This window comes from Corynebacterium sp. HMSC069E04 (assembly GCF_001813175.1).
Lineage (GTDB): Bacteria > Actinomycetota > Actinomycetes > Mycobacteriales > Mycobacteriaceae > Corynebacterium > Corynebacterium aurimucosum.
Map to the genome: position 1 here is coordinate 76806 of NZ_KV811665.1, position 15540 is coordinate 92345.

At 62.7% G+C, this 15540-nt stretch carries 19 protein-coding genes; 15 read left to right on the top strand and 4 right to left on the bottom strand.

The features are described 5' to 3' along the window. Positions 1-118 precede the first annotated feature (118 nt). On the top strand, positions 119-952 hold the full coding sequence (locus tag HMPREF2896_RS04995; protein ID WP_070718213.1) for a DUF1266 domain-containing protein: 834 nt from the start codon (positions 119-121) through the stop codon (positions 950-952). Positions 953-970: 18 nt separating this feature from the next. Here the strand turns inward: HMPREF2896_RS04995 and HMPREF2896_RS05000 are convergent, their stop codons facing one another. After that, on the bottom strand, positions 971-2197 hold the full coding sequence (locus HMPREF2896_RS05000; RefSeq protein WP_070718216.1) for a lipase family protein: 1227 nt from the start codon (positions 2195-2197) through the stop codon (positions 971-973). 78 nt (positions 2198-2275) lie between these two features. Between HMPREF2896_RS05000 and HMPREF2896_RS12375 the strand changes: the two genes are divergently transcribed. Continuing rightward, positions 2276-2446: a DUF4236 domain-containing protein gene (locus HMPREF2896_RS12375; RefSeq protein ID WP_083299135.1), complete on the top strand. Its 171-nt coding sequence runs from the start codon at positions 2276-2278 to the stop codon at positions 2444-2446. After that, positions 2446-3762, top strand: a complete 1317-nt coding sequence (locus tag HMPREF2896_RS05005; RefSeq protein ID WP_070532280.1) for a threonine/serine exporter family protein — start codon at positions 2446-2448, stop codon at positions 3760-3762. Before HMPREF2896_RS12375 ends, HMPREF2896_RS05005 begins: the two co-directional genes overlap by 1 nt. Here HMPREF2896_RS05005 and HMPREF2896_RS05010 read toward each other — a convergent pair. Then, entirely contained in the window at positions 3728-4588 is an 861-nt protein-coding gene (locus tag HMPREF2896_RS05010; RefSeq protein WP_070522778.1) for an HhH-GPD family protein, read from the bottom strand. The two genes, HMPREF2896_RS05005 and HMPREF2896_RS05010, sit on opposite strands and share 35 nt — an antisense overlap. A 41-nt stretch (positions 4589-4629) precedes the next feature. On the opposite strand from HMPREF2896_RS05010, the gene HMPREF2896_RS05015 reads away from it, so the two are divergent. Together HMPREF2896_RS05015 and HMPREF2896_RS05020 are read left to right on the top strand one after the other, a co-directional pair. After that, positions 4630-5253 (top strand): carbonic anhydrase, encoded by a 624-nt coding sequence (locus HMPREF2896_RS05015; RefSeq protein WP_070718219.1) that lies wholly within the window; start codon positions 4630-4632, stop codon positions 5251-5253. A 102-nt stretch (positions 5254-5355) separates the two neighbouring features. Next, entirely contained in the window at positions 5356-6108 is a 753-nt protein-coding gene (locus HMPREF2896_RS05020; RefSeq protein WP_070522784.1) for a hypothetical protein, read from the top strand. Here the strand turns inward: HMPREF2896_RS05020 and radA are convergent. Continuing rightward, positions 6095-7477, bottom strand: coding sequence for a DNA repair protein RadA (gene radA / locus HMPREF2896_RS05025; RefSeq protein WP_070718224.1), 1383 nt, complete (start codon positions 7475-7477; stop codon positions 6095-6097). The two genes, HMPREF2896_RS05020 and radA, sit on opposite strands and share 14 nt — an antisense overlap. A 176-nt stretch (positions 7478-7653) precedes the next feature. Between radA and HMPREF2896_RS05030 the strand changes: the two genes are divergently transcribed. Together HMPREF2896_RS05030 and HMPREF2896_RS05035 are read left to right on the top strand one after the other, a co-directional pair. Beyond that, a complete protein-coding gene (locus HMPREF2896_RS05030) occupies positions 7654-7863 on the top strand; it encodes a hypothetical protein (protein WP_070532290.1) in 210 nt (69 codons plus the stop codon). A 43-nt stretch (positions 7864-7906) separates the two neighbouring features. Then, positions 7907-8140, top strand: a complete 234-nt coding sequence (locus tag HMPREF2896_RS05035; protein ID WP_070532292.1) for a hypothetical protein — start codon at positions 7907-7909, stop codon at positions 8138-8140. Between the two features lie 175 nt (positions 8141-8315). Here the strand turns inward: HMPREF2896_RS05035 and HMPREF2896_RS05040 are convergent, their stop codons facing one another. Further along, on the bottom strand, positions 8316-8891 hold the full coding sequence (locus HMPREF2896_RS05040) for a hypothetical protein (RefSeq protein WP_070532295.1): 576 nt from the start codon (positions 8889-8891) through the stop codon (positions 8316-8318). A 288-nt stretch (positions 8892-9179) separates the two neighbouring features. On the opposite strand from HMPREF2896_RS05040, the gene HMPREF2896_RS05045 reads away from it, so the two are divergent. The 8 genes from HMPREF2896_RS05045 to HMPREF2896_RS05080 all read left to right on the top strand — a co-directional run bounded on the left by HMPREF2896_RS05045 (position 9180) and on the right by HMPREF2896_RS05080 (position 15413). Then, a complete protein-coding gene (locus tag HMPREF2896_RS05045) occupies positions 9180-9764 on the top strand; it encodes a CarD family transcriptional regulator (protein ID WP_070522798.1) in 585 nt (194 codons plus the stop codon). Then, a complete protein-coding gene (gene ispD / locus HMPREF2896_RS05050; RefSeq protein WP_070562320.1) occupies positions 9736-10497 on the top strand; it encodes a 2-C-methyl-D-erythritol 4-phosphate cytidylyltransferase in 762 nt (253 codons plus the stop codon). The genes HMPREF2896_RS05045 and ispD overlap by 29 nt, the downstream gene beginning before the upstream one ends. Further along, positions 10490-10981, top strand: coding sequence for a 2-C-methyl-D-erythritol 2,4-cyclodiphosphate synthase (gene ispF / locus HMPREF2896_RS05055; protein ID WP_070562317.1), 492 nt, complete (start codon positions 10490-10492; stop codon positions 10979-10981). Before ispD ends, ispF begins: the two co-directional genes overlap by 8 nt. 28 nt (positions 10982-11009) lie before the next feature. Next, entirely contained in the window at positions 11010-11210 is a 201-nt protein-coding gene (locus tag HMPREF2896_RS05060; protein WP_141746401.1) for a hypothetical protein, read from the top strand. Positions 11211-11581: 371 nt separating this feature from the next. Continuing rightward, the gene (gene cysS, locus HMPREF2896_RS05065) at positions 11582-13003 is read left to right on the top strand and encodes a cysteine--tRNA ligase (protein WP_070562311.1); all 1422 of its coding nucleotides are present in this window, start codon (positions 11582-11584) and stop codon (positions 13001-13003) included. 59 nt (positions 13004-13062) lie between these two features. After that, positions 13063-14013: a 23S rRNA (guanosine(2251)-2'-O)-methyltransferase RlmB gene (gene rlmB, locus HMPREF2896_RS05070; protein ID WP_070562308.1), complete on the top strand. Its 951-nt coding sequence runs from the start codon at positions 13063-13065 to the stop codon at positions 14011-14013. Positions 14014-14031: 18 nt separating this feature from the next. After that, positions 14032-14766 (top strand): AAA family ATPase, encoded by a 735-nt coding sequence (locus tag HMPREF2896_RS05075; RefSeq protein WP_010188884.1) that lies wholly within the window; start codon positions 14032-14034, stop codon positions 14764-14766. After that, positions 14763-15413 (top strand): AAA family ATPase, encoded by a 651-nt coding sequence (locus tag HMPREF2896_RS05080; RefSeq protein WP_010188886.1) that lies wholly within the window; start codon positions 14763-14765, stop codon positions 15411-15413. Before HMPREF2896_RS05075 ends, HMPREF2896_RS05080 begins: the two co-directional genes overlap by 4 nt. The last annotated feature ends 127 nt before the right edge of the window (positions 15414-15540 follow it).

Consider the following 15540-nt stretch of genomic DNA (forward strand, 5'->3'; position numbering starts at 1 on the left):
AACACATCAAAAACTGTGACTGGGTGTGCTGAATTATGGCGTAGATCACCCCCCAGCATAGGGGTGATGGATGGGGCACCACGGTACCGTGCCAGAAACCTCGGTACGTTGTGTGGGTATGAGCTCAACGTTCACGCCAGCAAAGTTTGATGATACTTGGATCTACCGCCTTACAAAGTTCCCGTGGCCGGAACCGGCGCCGAGCAAAGATGAGGTGCGCCGCCACTCGTGGGGAATGGTGTACAAAAGCAATAAGGCGTTTGCGACCCCGCTAGGGGTTGAGGGCAACAACGCAAGGGCGGCCAAGTACTACAAAACATCTCTCGAGCAAAACTGGGGGGTCACTGGTGCACAGGAAGCGTATCAGGTTATTGATGCTCTGCTCGAAGGTGGCCAGCACGTGGAAGATGACCTGGTTTTACCCCTCGCATACGCCATGAAGGACGTCCCCGAGCGCGAGCTAGATGCGGAAGTGGAGGAAAAGGTCGAGTTCCTCAAAGACTTCTTTATTGCCCAAGGCGCGGATCCGCGTCGTGGAGAACATAAGTTCCGCTATCTCGTAAGGATGTTGCGCTCGGAGGGCTTTGCCAAAGCAGCGGCCCCGGCACTGCCCGCCACTACTCGCGCATGGGACATAATCCGTGTTCACAACGTTGGTGGCCCGGCAACGGAGCTGGGGTGGATCTCTCCAGAAGAGTTCCTTCAGATTTCAGACAAGGCCGTGGCGGCGCTGCAGCGCTACTTCGTGTCGTGGGCTGACGTAGCCGCAAGTTTCTGGTGGGGTCGAATGATCTGGGCGAGTGATGGTGAGCCCGACGTCACCGCTGCGATGAAGGATCAATCGCAACGGATCACCGAGCTGCTCGCACACAGTGATTCGCCTTGGGTGCGCGTGCCCTTGCACGACATCCAGGCCGAGGAGCCATTCTCGTCCTTGGGTGGTTTGCACTAGAGCCCCTGCACTAAGCCCTTAGGAAGCTTGGCAGTTAGAGGGTGCAGGGACATCCTTGAAGCGGTCGATCAGATAGTCCACGCCGCGTGGAGCCGAGTTCACAATTCCAACGGCGTGGTTAGCCCCGGAGCGGGGAAGAATATCGACGGGGTTCGCGGCCTCAAACTGCACGGCGCCACCGAGTGAGCAGTAGTTGCTCGCCATCGTGCGGGACTGCTCGTAGGGGATGAGGTCATCGGTGGGGGAGTTCATGACCAGCATCGGGGCGTTGAGGGCACGCTGGCCCAGTCGTTGCTCCGCAAGCATCTGGGCGGCAGCCGGTTTGCGGCGCACAAGTTCGCCGAAGGACTCGCCCGTCTTGGTCAGCTGGCTGGTGCGGGTAAAGCCCCACGTCGCAATCGAATCACCAATGCAGGCGTGGGCGGCGCTGGCAAGGAAGTGCATGCCGCGCGGGTTCATCTCGGTGACGATCTCGTTATAAAAATCAGGGCTGCGTTCCGCATAGCCGTTGATGGCATAGCCCAAAACGTGAACGATGGAGGAGCCATCGACCGCGTTCATGACCTCGAAAAGATCGGCCGGCGGGGCACCGGCGTACGTGCCCTTGACGTTGAGCTCCGGTGCATAGGTTTCCGCGTACTCGGCTGCGGCCGCGGCCGCACCGCCTCCTTGGGAATAGCCGGCGAAGCCAACGGGGGCATCGGCCGGCGCGTTCGCGTGGCGGAGGGCGGCGCGGGCGGCGTCGAGAACCGCGTGTGCTTCCTCGATGTGGTTGACATAGGTGTGGTGACCTGGTGTGCCGAGTCCAACCAGGTCGGTCGTGACCACGCGCACGCCCTGTTGCGCGGCGTATTGATACAGTGCGTACTCGTAGTTCATATTGAGCGTGACCTGATTGGCCGGACCCAGCGCGACGTTGCCCACCGACTGCGTGGCATTGGACGGAGCGCACTGGTCGCCCGCGCCGCGGGTGCCGGGTGCGAAGATGATGGTGGGGCGCTCACCCGGGCCGCTCCAGGCAGCGGAAGGCTCGTAGATGACGCCGGTGACGGTGGCGGGGGAGCCGTCCATGAGCGTGGACTCATAGGAGATCTTCTCCGCAGTGACGCCGGAGACGCCTGCGAGGTGGTCAATCGGATGGGCAGAGGTCGGCGTGCCGGGTGTAGCCGATGCTGTGACGGGCAACAGCGCAGAAGCCGCCAGCGTAAGGGCCGCCGCGAGCGCGCGAGGAGAGATTAGATTCATGCCGTAAGGGTAATCGTTCTGTCGCCGGTACGCAGCGACTTCGCTGCGCTGAGACGTCGCTGCGCTAAGCTAGCGCGCATGGGCATTTATTTTCGCAAGCGCAAGAAGACCGGAAAAAATAGCTGGATCAATCTCTCCGGCTCCGGTGCCTCGATGTCGACAAAGGTCGGTCCCGTGACCTTTAACTCCCGCGGCGGCATGTGGGTCAATCTTCCCGGTGGACTGAACTTCCGGGGGCGCTGGCGCTAATGACTTCTCACCCCAGCAGCGACTATGTCCGTATGGGGTACGAGGCTGACGTCGTCCTGCGCCTAGGCATGATGCTCATGGGTGCGGGAACGTCCGGCTACCGCGTGCTGCGCGGCATGAAACGTGCCGCCCGCGCGCTCGGCTTTGATCGGCTCGACGCCAACGTTGGCGTCACACAGATCACCTGTACGTTCCACCGTGGCCGCGACTTCCGCACGGTGGTGGCGCAACAGCATTCGCCGGCTGTCGACGCTTCCCGGATCGAAGCCCTTGAGGACCTGACCCACCACCGGCTGTACGCGGGCATCACGGCGGAAGAACTCACAAAGATGCTCGACGTCATCGAGGCCAACGTGGTCAAGCGGTGGAACCGCTGGCTCCTAGCTGCGGCGGCGTCCATTGCGTGCGCCTCTTTCGCGGTCCTGAACTTCTTTACGCCGCTGGCGATTCTGCTGGTAGCCCTCGCCGCCTTTTGTGGTCAGCTCACCCGCGCGGTTTTGCACGGCAAGCACGTCCACCAACTGGGGTGCATCGTGGCAGCCGGAACGGTGGCCAGCCTCGTGTACTTCTTCACCACCGAGGCCGTGGCCGCCGCCGGAGTGGCGGACCCGTCAGAGTTTTCCTCGGGCTACGTGGCCGCGGTGCTCTTCCTCATTCCCGGCTTCCCGTTGTTCTCCGCGCTCATTGACCTCGCGCGCTTCGACTTCGAGGCCGGGCTTTCCCGCCTGACCTATGCGCTGACGGTGATCACCGCCGCGACCTTTACCGTGGCGTTGGTCAGCTGGACCACGGAGCTAACTCCGGAACCGGGCATCCCCGACTATGCGCCGGTGTGGTACCTCGCCGCCGCGGCGGCCAGCTTCTTGGGCATTTCCGGATTCGCGTTCCTCTTTAATTCCTCGCGCCGGATGGTGCTCGTGGCGGCCGCGGTGGGAACGGTGGCCAACCTCGTTCGCCTTATCCTTATCGGGGTCGGGGCCACAAGCTACGTCGGCGCGTTCGCCGGCGGTCTCATCGTGGGGCTCTTGGGCGCGGTGGCCTCCAAGCGCGCGCATCTACCGCGCATCACCACGACGGTGCCGGCGTCCGTCATCATGATCCCGGGAACCTCCATGTTCCGCACGGTTTATCACCTTAATGTTGGCAACATGGACCAGGCGTTGAACAACTTCGCCACTGCCTCGATGGCCGTGGCGGCCATTGGTTGCGGGCTCATCCTCGCCCGCCTGCTGACTGACCGCGATTGGACCTTCGGTCACCTCATCGATTTCTCGCACGTGCCTAGTGCGGCAGGTGAAACAGGCCCTGCTCGTTGATGTCCATTAGGCCATCCTCGATAAGCGAGGCCTGCGCCCGCGAGCGCTGCGTCGCGTCCGGCCACACCGCATCCAGGTCGGCTTGGGGAACTGGGTGGGGTGAGCCGCGGAGGACGTCGAGAAGCAGCCCGCGCACCTGGCGGTCCGTGCCGGTGAACTTCTGCACGCGCTTCTTTGCCCGCGCTGCCTCCTCTTCGCTGGGTTCCGGACAGCCCGCGAGCTGCCACGCGCACGAGGCTTTGATGGGGCAGGCGGCGCAGTCGGGGTTCTTGGCTGTGCACACCAGTGCACCGAGCTCCATGAGCGCGGCGGAAAAACGTGGCCCATTCTCCTCCGGAAGCAGTGCTTCCACCTGTGCCAGCTCGCGTTTTGTGGGAGGCGGCGCGAGGAAGCGGCCCTCCTCGGCGCGGGCATAGACGCGGCGCACGTTGGTATCCACCACCGGGACGTTGTAGCCAAAATGGAAGCACGCCACGGCGCGCGCGGTGTACTCACCGATCCCGGGCAACGCCAAGAGCTTGTCGACGTCCCCCGGAACCGCCCCCTCACCAATCTCCTTCGCGCACTCCCACAAGCGCAGCGCGCGGCGCGGGTAGCCCAGCTTTCCCCAGGCGCGCAGTACATCCGCTTTGGATGCCGCCGCGAGGTCGTGTGGGGTGGGCCAGCGGCGCATCCACTCCTCCCACTGTGGGGCCACGCGTGCGACGGGGGTCTGTTGGCTCATGACCTCGCTTAAGAGCACACCCCACGCTGAGGTACCCGGTCGGCGCCACGGCAGGGGGCGCTCATGGGCATCGAACCATTCCACGACAGCTTGGGTATCCATAGGCACCTCAGTGTAGGGCGCTGAGGTCTAAGCTAAGAAACATGCCTTTAGCTAAAGTTCCTCAAAATCCACAGAAAGTGTGGGAAGCCCTCCAGCAAGGTAATCAACGCCTCGTTACGGGCAACCTCATCGCCGTTAACCAGGACGCGAAGCTGCGCGCTGGCCTGACCCAGGGCCAGGATCCGCGCGTCATCGTATTGGCCTGCTCGGACTCCCGCGCGCCGATCGAGCACGTGTTCAACATTGGTTTCGGCGATGCCTTCGTCATCCGTACCGCGGGCCACATTTTGGACAGCGCGGTGATGGCCTCGCTGGATTATGCCTTAGAAAACCTCCACGCCAACCTGCTCGTTGTCATGGGACATCAGTCCTGCGGCGCAGTGGGCGCGGCCAAGGACTTCCTGGATGGTCGCGAATTGCCCACGGGCCTGCAGCGCCCGATCATCGAGCAAGTTGCCGCGGCCTCGATGGTGGCCAAGCGTGATGGCCGCGAAGAGCGCGCTGACTTCGAGCGCGAAAACACCGCGCAGGTGGTTTCCCAGATCATCTCCGATATTCCGGCTGCACGCCGGCTTCTCGACGCCGGAACGCTCGGCATCGTCGGCCTGCGCTACCTCCTTGAGGATTCCAGCGTGGAAACCGTCGTCCTGCACGGAGTTCATTAGCCCTGGGCGCTGGGCGGGCCCCAAGCGCGTAGAAGCCGCTGCTCAAGACACGCGGCTTGGGGCTGGCCCGGGTTGGGCTCGAGTCCCCTTAAACTAAGACCTGTGACTGAGCCATCCCGTACCCCGAAGCAGCTGCCGCGAGAGATCTACGTGCGTCGTCGCGTCGCCGCACTCGTGGCGATCTTGGTACTCGTGGTTGTTCTTATCTTCGCTGCTACCGCGCTCTTTGGCGGTTCGAAGGAGGACTCGGCGGCCGAGTCGCAGCAGGCAGCGGTTTCGGATACCTTGGCACCTTCGGAAAAAACAACCTCCGCAGCGGAAACGACGGAGCCCACCTCAGCCAAGGAATCCGCCGAAGCGACGGGTTCGACGGAACCGGCGAAATCCGAGGCGGGCGAGTCCGGCAAGGAAGAACCAACGTCAGAGGCGAAGCCGGATGAGCTGACCGTGGACCCGTCCAAGACGACGTGCTCCCTCCAGGACCTCAAGGTGCTGGCTAAGACCAATGAGGACAGCGTCCCGGCCGGTAAGATGCCGACCTTCTACCTGGAGGTTTTTAACCCGACGACAAAGGATTGCTCCATCGACCTCGATGAAGAGCAGCTGCGCTTTGAGGTTTACAAGATGGGCTCTAACGAGCGCGTGTGGGCCGATACTGACTGCTATGCCTCTGTAGAAACCGGCAAGCAGACCTTCAAGTCCGGTGAGACCCGCTACTTCCAGGCGGATTGGTCCCGCAAGCGCTCCGAACCGGGCAAGTGTACCGAGCGTGAGGAAGCCGAGCCGGGTGCTTACTTCCTGCATACCGTCATCGGGGAAAACTACTCCCCAGCGTTGCCGTTTAACTTGCTTTAAGCGCTGCAATCGCCTCGCTCAGCGTTGCGGCTTGGTGCACCTGCATGCCGCCGCCGATCTCTACCTTTCCGGGCGGGACGATGGCGTAGCGGTAACCCAAACGGGACGCTTCTGCCAAGCGGCGGTCTAGGTTCGGCACACGGCGCACCTCGCCAGCTAGGCCCACCTCACCGATGACCACCGTCTTCGGTGGTAGCGGCTGCTCGTGCAAGGAGGACCACGTGGCGAGCGCTACGGCAAGATCCGTGGCTGGTTCCTGAATCTTCATTCCTCCCACCGTGGCCACGTAGGCGTCCTTATCGTTGGTGCGCTCGCCCGCGCGGGCCTGCAGCACCGCGAGCACCATGGGGACGCGGTTGGCGTCGAGCCCCGTCACCACGCGCCGCGGGTTCTTGGCCACGGGATCGACGGTCAACGCTTGTACCTCGGCCAAGATGGGGCGCACACCATCCATGGCGACGGTCACCGCGGAGCCATCCGGGGTGCTGCCGCGGTGGGAGAGAAAGAGGCCGGAAGGATCCGCGACCTCCCTGATTCCGGCCGCTGTCTGCTCGAAGCAGCCCATCTCATCGGTAGCGCCAAAGCGGTTCTTCAGGCCGCGAAGCAGCCGCAGTGAGGATTGGCGGTCACCTTCAAAGTTCAAGACAACGTCCACGAGGTGCTCGAGCACGCGCGGACCGGCGACGTTGCCATCCTTGGTCACGTGCCCGACGAGGAGGATAGGGATGCCGGTGGTTTTGGCTAGCGTGGTCAGCGCTGCGGTCACAGCGCGTGACTGCGCTACGCCGCCAGCGACGCCTTCGACCCCGGCGGCGTGCATGGTTTGGACGGAGTCCACGATGAGCAGGCTGGGCTTAAGCTGCTCTACATGGCCAAAGACGACGTCCAGGTTTGACTCGGCCGCAAGGTAGAGCGTCTCATGCAGCGCCCCGGTGCGCTCCGCGCGGGCGCGAACCTGCCCGGCGGATTCCTCCGCGGTGGCGTACAGGGCAGTGCGGCCCAACTGTGCCCAGCGGGAGGCTACCTCCAGCAGCAGAGTGGATTTGCCGACTCCCGGCTCTCCCGCCATGAGCACGACCGAACCAGGGACGATGCCGCGGCCGAGAACGCGGTCAAGCTCCCCGACGCCGGTATTGATGGCCTTCGTCGCTGACGCGCCGACCGTCGTTATCGGCACCGCCGGGCTCGTCGGCGTCAAGCCTGTGGGGCGCCGCCCAGACACGGCGGCTTGGGCGGCGGTACTGCTTTGAGTCGCCGCGGTTTCCTGCAGCGTCCCCCATGAGCCACACTCAGGGCAGCGGCCGAGCCACTTGGGGGAGACGAAGCCACACTCAGAACACGTGTGGACGGGACGAACCTTTTTTGCCATGTCTCACACTCTAGTAAGCCGCGTGGACATCCAGTGTGCTCGTGAAATGAAGTAGGTCTTTTTCACTTACCGCGCGCGCTACTCATGAAGGCGTTACAGTGTTAAGCAGGTTACTCCAATGTGTGTGCCTGTCCCTCTTCATATCTGTCCGATTCTCTAGTAAGAAGGTAATTCTCATGAAGATTCGTCGCACTCTCGTTGCCGCTGGCGCTGCTGTTGCCATCGCTTTTGCTGGTACCCCGGCTGCTTCCGCAGCGCAGGCGCCGGAGCCGCTGGCTTCCGTTCTGACCCAGATTGCTAACACCGCTGGCTACGAGGCTCAGAACATCATCCTCGTCCCGGCTGCCCTGTCCTCCTTGGGCTTCCTGTCGAACCTGCTGTCCTAGTCCAGACCTCTCACACACAAACCTCACTATTCAAGGAGACAAAATGAAGATTCGTCGCACCCTCGTTGCCCTGGCCGCTGCTACCTCTCTGGCCGTTGCAGGCACCCCGGCCGCTTCTGCTGCTACCTACCCGGAGCCGCTGAACCAGGTTATGGATCAGATGGTTAAGGTCGGTGGCCCGCAGGCGCCGAACCTTCTTCTGGTTCCGGCTGCTCTGTCCTCCCTGGGCATCGTGAACTCCATCGTTGTGCTGGCTCTGACCTCTTCTCAGGCCTAAGCACCTCACTGGCACTGTAGAAAAGGCCACCGCGTGTATCTCATGCGGTGGCCTTTGTGCATCTACGGAAGCACTAATACGAAACGCAACCGCCCCAACTGACGAAGTTGATTCCCCGATTCGAAGATCCGGGAAAACTTTGGCAGCTGGGGCGGTTGCGCTTTGAAGAAAAGGCTTACTTGTTCTCAGCGTAGCCTTCGGTGGACTGCGGGTCGCGGTCGAAGTCACCGGACTGCAGCGGGGAGGCGGACACGGTGGCGTCAACCTCAATGGTGCCGGTGTTGAAGGTGAAGGTCACCGGGCGGGAGCCGCCGAAGGCGTAGTCCTCGTTCTCCAGGGAGGTGGTCACATAAGTGATGTTCTCATCCTTGCCGTCCTTGGGGAGGCGGTCCAGGTTCGTCTGGGAATCAGCAAAGAGGGAATGATCGCGGGGGAGCGGCTCGACGCCCTCCAGAGGAACATCCTGGCCGTCGACGCTGACGGACTCGAGGACGACGTCGTTGACCTTGTAGCCCTGGTTGACGGCGATGAACTTGAGGGAGGTCTCACCGGTGTCCGGCTCAACCTGAATGGTGACGTCACGCACGGCCACCTTTCCATCTTCGGAGCTTGCGGATGCGCCGTCGACAGCAATCACCTTTTCCGCGGTCTGAGCAACATGACCGGCCGAGCAGGACGCCAAGGCCAGCGCGGAGAGGGCGGTAACTGACATGATGGCACCGCAGCGAGCGGCGGACTTCAGGGACTGCACTGTGAGTGTCCTCCATTGAATTGCGATCACAAAGCTTATCAACGCTTTAGCCTAGTACCTCTGGGAAGAAAGCACACAGTTTCCAGCAAACCCCTTGGGTAGACCGGGGGTAGCCGAGCTTTCTATAGGGCGTCACCGTGGTGTAAAGCGGCGGGCAGGCGGTACCCGGGCGGGGGAGCGGGGCACGATGGCTGCGTGCTAGAATAGATTCCCTGTATATGCGGCCCACCGAGAGTACGCCGAGAGCACACGATGGGCACCGTCTCAAAGGCTTCACAAGGAGTGGCAATGGAATTTAAGGTCGGAGAGGTCGTCGTCTACCCCCACCACGGCGCCGCCAAGATTACGGCGATTGAAACCCGGGAGATGGGCGGCGAGGAGCTCGAATACCTCGTTCTCCAAATCAACCAGTCCGACCTCGTGGTCCGCGTGCCTTCCAAGAACGTTGAGATGGTCGGCGTGCGTGATGTCGTGGGCAAGGAAGGCCTCGAGAAGGTCTTTTCCGTTCTGCGCGAAGTAGACGTTGAGGAAGCCGGCAACTGGTCCCGCCGCTACAAGGCCAACCAGGAGCGCCTCGCCTCCGGCGACATCAACAAGGTGGCCGAGGTTGTGCGTGACCTGTGGCGCCGCGACCAGGACCGCGGCCTGTCCGCTGGTGAGAAGCGCATGCTGGCCAAGGCCCGCCAGATTCTGGTCGGTGAGCTCTCCCTGGCCAAGCCGGTTGATGAGAAGAAGGCTGACACCATGATGGAGGAAATCAACGCCACCATCGAGCGTCACCGCGCCGCTGGCCTGGTGGATGACAAGTCCATTACCACCGACATTGACAATGACGTCGATCTCGATGACCTCTCCTTCGACGACGAAGACTAAGGACCAGCCCACCCCCCGCGTCATTGCTCTCGTCGCGGCTGCCGGGCAGGGCACACGCCTCGGCGCAGACGTTCCCAAGGCCTACGTGGAGCTACGCGGGCGCACCCTCTTGGAGCGCTCCGTTCGGGCGATGATCACCTCCGAATTCGTTGATGAGATCATCGTGCTGGTCAGCCCGGCCATGGAAGATTATGCCTCCAGCATCCTCGGCCGCATCGATTCTGACGTACCCATTCGCATCGTCCACGGCGGGGGCGAGCGCGCCGATTCCGTCTGGGCGGGACTGCAAGCAATCCCGGAGGAGGACGCCGTGGTGCTCATCCACGACGCCGCCCGGGCATTGACGCCGCCGGGGATGATCGCGCGCGTCGCCAAGCGCGTGCTCGACGGCGCCACCGCAGTCATCCCGGTCCTTCCCGTGGCAGACACCATCAAAGAGGTGGAGGGCCAGACGGTCCTGTCCACCCCAGACCGTTTCCGTCTGCGCGCTGTGCAAACGCCGCAGGGTTTTAACCTGGCCGCGCTGCGCCGCGCCAACCTAGACTATTGGGCGCAGGACCCTGACTTCGTCGCCACGGATGACGCCAGCCTCATGGAATGGCACGGCGAGCGCGTGGAGACCGTGCAGGGAGATACCTTCGCGTTCAAGATCACCACCCCCATTGACCTCGTCCTGGCCAAGGCCGTGACGGATGAGGCCGAACCGACCATCTTCGAGGTGCCTAGTGACTAACCCGATTATCCCGCGCGTGGGAATCGCCACCGACGCCCACCAGATCGAGCCTGGAAAACCCTGTTGGATCGCAGGTCTCCTCTTCGAGGACGTGGATGGCTGCGAGGGCCATTCCGATGGTGATGTGGTGAGCCACGCGCTTGTCGACGCCTTGCTCTCCGCCTCCAACCTCGGCGACCTCGGCTCCTTCGTCGGCGTGGGCCGGCCAGAGTACGACGGGGTCTCCGGTGCCCAGCTGCTGCGCGAGTGCCGCGAGCTGCTGGAGAAGGAAGGCTTCATTATCGGCAACGCCGCCGCACAGTTGGTTGGGCAGAGCCCCAAGATGGGACCGCGGCGGAAGGAAGCCGAGTCCGTGCTGAGTGACATCCTCGGCGCCCCTGTGTCTGTTTCGGCCACGACGACGGATCACCTCGGCTTCACCGGCCGTAAGGAGGGCCGCGCAGCCGTGGCCACCGCCGTGGTCTGGCGCGCTCCCAATTCCTAACGTAAAGTCATCAGAAAAGGAGGACGCTGTGGCTTTGACAATGCGAATTACCAATACCGAGGCACTTCGTGCTCGGCACGACGAACTCCTGCACGCCTTGGAAGCTGCGGTTGGTGAAAACCTTAGCTCTGAAGATTTGCGGATGCTTGCAGAGTCCGGTCGCTTTTCGAAAGCGGAGCGCGCTTTATATGACGAGCTCCGACGCGTCGAGCTTATGCTTTACCGTTAGCTCCGTGAACAGTTGCGTGCCTCCGTCGACGTGCTAGAGGCATCTGGCAAAGGGCGTCTGACAAAAGGCATCAGTCAAATGGCGTTTTCACGGCTGAAAACGCCATTTATTCGTGGCAGATGGCGTTTTTGGACCCAAAGATGCCTTGTGACAGATGCCTTTTACGGGACGCCTTCCTGTCTTAGGTCAATTGAGTGCGGAACAATCCCATCACGCTGCTGTAAGCCGCCAGGTATCAGTGTTAAAAGTGACGTTGCTCATCCATCCGCGACCTAAATCGGGTTGAATGGACAGGCACTGCGCCCAGTCCTGCTCCGTGTGACTATCGGCCGTGGTGAAATCCTATCAAGGGGTCAATTAGACTGGGCCGGGTGAGTACTTTGCGCATTTTTGATACCGCCACCCGCAGCCAACGTGAGTTCGAGCCGGTTCGTCCCGGCCATGCGTCGATCTACCTGTGTGGTGCCACCCCGCAGTCCCAGCCGCACATTGGGCACCTGCGCTCCGGCGTTGCCTTTGACATCCTGCGCCGCTGGCTGCTTGCACAGGGCTATGACGTGGCACTCGTGCGCAACGTCACTGATATCGATGACAAGATCTTGACCAAGGCAGCCGAGAATGACCGCCCTTGGTGGGAGTGGGTATCCACCTATGAGCGCGAGTTCACCAAGGCCTATAACACCCTGGGCGTTCTGCCGCCCTCTGTGGAGCCGCGCGCGACGGGTTTTGTGACCCAGATGGTGGAGTACATGCAGAGGCTTATCGACGCCGGCTTCGCCTACGCCGTGCCTGGGGGCCCAGCGGGGGAGGACGATGAGGCTGGCTCCGTTTACTTTGATGTCGCCGCGTGGAATGCCACGGAAGGGGCGGATTACGGCGCGCTGTCGGGCAACCGCGTCGAGGAGATGGAACAGGGCGAAACAGACAACGCTGGCAAGCGCAGTCCACAGGACTTTGCCCTGTGGAAGGCGGCTAAGCCGGGCGAGCCGTCCTGGCCCACTCCCTGGGGGCGCGGCCGTCCGGGCTGGCATCTGGAGTGCTCGGCCATGTCCACCTACTACCTGGGTAGCGAGTTCGATATCCACTGCGGCGGCCTGGACCTGCAGTTCCCGCACCACGAGAACGAGATTGCACAGTCCCATGCGGCCGGCGATAGGTTTGCCAACTATTGGATGCACAACCACTGGGTGACCATGTCCGGTGAGAAGATGTCCAAGTCCCTAGGTAACGTGCTTTCCATTGCCAACATGCTGGATATCGTCCGCCCGGTGGAGCTGCGCTACTACCTGGGTTCCGCGCACTACCGTTCGGTCCTCGAATACTCTGAGGCAGCGCTGACCGAGGCCGCGGCGGGCTACCGTCGTATTGAGGACTTTGTGGGCAAGTTCGAGGGCGTCGAGAAGGGCCAGTGGACCGCGGCCTTCGAGGACGCAATGAACGATGACATTGCTGTCCCGAAGGCGCTGGCGGAAATCCACACCACGGTGCGCGCGGGCAATAAGGCGCTGGGAGAAGGCAACCGTGAGGAAGCCGAGCGCCTTGCCGGGGCGGTGCGCGTCATGGCTGCGGTTCTTGGCTTTGATCCACTCGATGAACAGTGGAAAGATAGTGGCGAAGAAAGCGGCGCTGATGCGGCATTGGACGTCCTCGTCCGAGCCGAGTTGGAGCGTCGCACTACCGCCCGCGCAGAAAAGGATTGGGCTACTGCGGACGCTGTGCGCGACCGCCTTGCAGCCGCGGGTATTACCATCACCGACACCGCCGACGGCCCCACCTGGTCCTTGGCGGATTAACGTCCTTGGCAAAGGCCTAGGACAGCACAGAAGCCGAGGACAACATAAGGAGAAGAATTATGGCACGTACCCATGGCCGCGGCGGCGCAGGTATCCGCAAGACGAATAAGAAGGGCGCTACGAAGGGCTCTGGCGGTCAGCGCCGCAAGGGCCTAGCCGGCAAGGGGCCCACGCCGAAGGCGGAGGACCGCGTCTACCACGCCAAGCACAAGGCGAAGCTGGAGCGCGAACGCCGCAACTCGGGCCGCCACCACAAGGAGACCGCGGAGATGGTCGTTGGCCGCAATCCGGTCATCGAGTGCCTGCACGCCAAGGTGCCTGCTACCTCCCTCTACATCGTGCAGGGCACGCGTAATGATGCCCGCCTGTCGGAGGCAGTGGCCATGTGCAATACCCGCAACATCCCGATTCTTGAGGTCCAGCGCCACGAGATGGATCGCATGACCGGCAACGGCATGCACCAGGGCATTGGCCTGCAGATCCCGCCGTACAAGTATGCCGACGTTCATGACCTGATGGATCGGGCCCGCGATGCTCAGGAACCGGGTATGTTCGTCATCCTCGATAACATTACGGATCCCCGTAACCTCGGCGCGGTTATCCGCTCCGTCGCTGCTTTCGGCGGCCACGGCGTCATCATCCCGGAGCGCCGTTCGGCCTCCGTTACCGCGGTGGCTTGGCGCACCTCGGCCGGTACCGCAGCACGCCTGCCTGTCGCGCGCGTGACCAACGTGACCCGCACCGTGCAGGAATTCCAGAAAGCCGGCTACCAGGTCGTTGGCCTGGATGCGGGAGGCGAGCACACCCTCGATACTTACAACGGTGGCACCGACCCCGTTGTCATCGTCATCGGCTCTGAGGGCAAAGGCATTTCGCGCCTCGTCCGCGAGAACTGCGATGCCATCATGTCCATCCCCATGACCGACTGGGTTGAATCCCTCAACGCCTCCGTGGCGGCAGGTGCGGTGCTTTCCGAGTTCGCCCGCCAGCGTCGCGCGGCCCAGAAGTAGGCTCACGCTTTCGTCGCCATGTTCCTCACGAGTGTGCGTCCCGCCCCGGAGCTTATTGGGGAGGGACTGCCCGGCGTGCCGGAACACATGCGCCGCCTGGGCGTGCTCATCGCAGCGCTGCCCGGCGGCGCCTTGCGTTTGCCTACGCCCGTGACCGTCGTCGTGGGGGATAACGGCGCCGGAAAATCCACGCTGCTCGAGGCCATCGCCGTGGGGCTTGGCGTCAATCCCGAGGGCGGCTCGCGCCACGCCCGGTTTGCCACCGGCGACGAGGACTATCCCGAGTGGCTCATCTGCTCGCGGGCGCACAACCCGCGCGACGTGTACTTCTTGCGCGGCGAGACCTTCCTCAACTTGAGCGAGTATCACCACCAGATCCACAGCCCGGAGAATCCCGATCCGCTCAGTGACCTGCCGTTTCTCAGCCACGGCCAGGGTCTGCTCGCCCTCGTCGAGAGACGCTTCCATTCTGACGGAATGATCATTCTCGACGAGCCGGAAGACGGCTTGTCCTATCCCCGGCAGGTCGAGGTTGTCACGCAGCTCGAGCGCCTCGCCGCCCAGGGCGCGCAGGTCATCCTCGCGACGCACTCGCCAGTCTTCCTCAGCATGCAAGGCGCGACCGTCTACGCGTTCGGCGACAAGGGGATTGCGCCCGTCGCTCCCGAAGCGACGGAAGCTGTCCACGCCGCGCGCGAGTTCCTTGCCGATCCATTGGGAACCGCCGCGTTTCTTATTGGGGAGGGCGAATGAGAGACTTCTATGTCGACGCCTATGCCGCGCTGGACGGCGGCCACGGACCTGAGTGGGTGTCCTCCGTTCCTGGTTTCGTGGCGCTGCGACGCCAAGGACTGGACCTGCGTGCGCCGGTGACCGTGCTGACCGGGGACAACGGGGTAGGAAAGTCGACGCTCGCCGAGGGCATTGCCTTCGAGTACGGCTTTCCTGAGCGCGGTGGGATATGGGGTGTGCAGCGCTCCGCCGGTCCCATCAATCCCCTCCGGAGGTGGGCGAGCCTGCGGCTAGGTACCGCGCCCAAGGACGGCTACTTCCTGCGAGCGGAGGCGCACTACAACGTTGGTTCGACCGCGATGTCGCATGGCGAGTCCGTCATGGACGTCGTGCAGCGTTCCTTTGATGGGCGCGGGCTCTACATCCTCGACGAGCCGGAATCTGGGCTTTCGCTCGTGCGGCAGATGACGCTCATGGCGGAAATCCATCGCGCCGCGGAGGCGGGTGCGCAGTTCATCGTGGTGACGCACTCGCCGATTGTGGCAGCCATCCCCGGTGCGCGGATTGTTGAAATTACAGAAGATGGGTTCTTCCTTGAGCTGCGCGACGTGACACAGACGCTGGCGTTTCAGTCGTTGCGTGAGTTTCTCTACGCCTCCGGATGCTAGATTCAGGGCCGAGAAAGCTGGATGGCGATCTTTACTTCTTGGTTGCTGGCCAGTACTTCACATCTTGAACATTCAGATTGCGTGCGTGTGCCGAATACAAGGTTCTGGAGGATTGGGGTTCCACGGC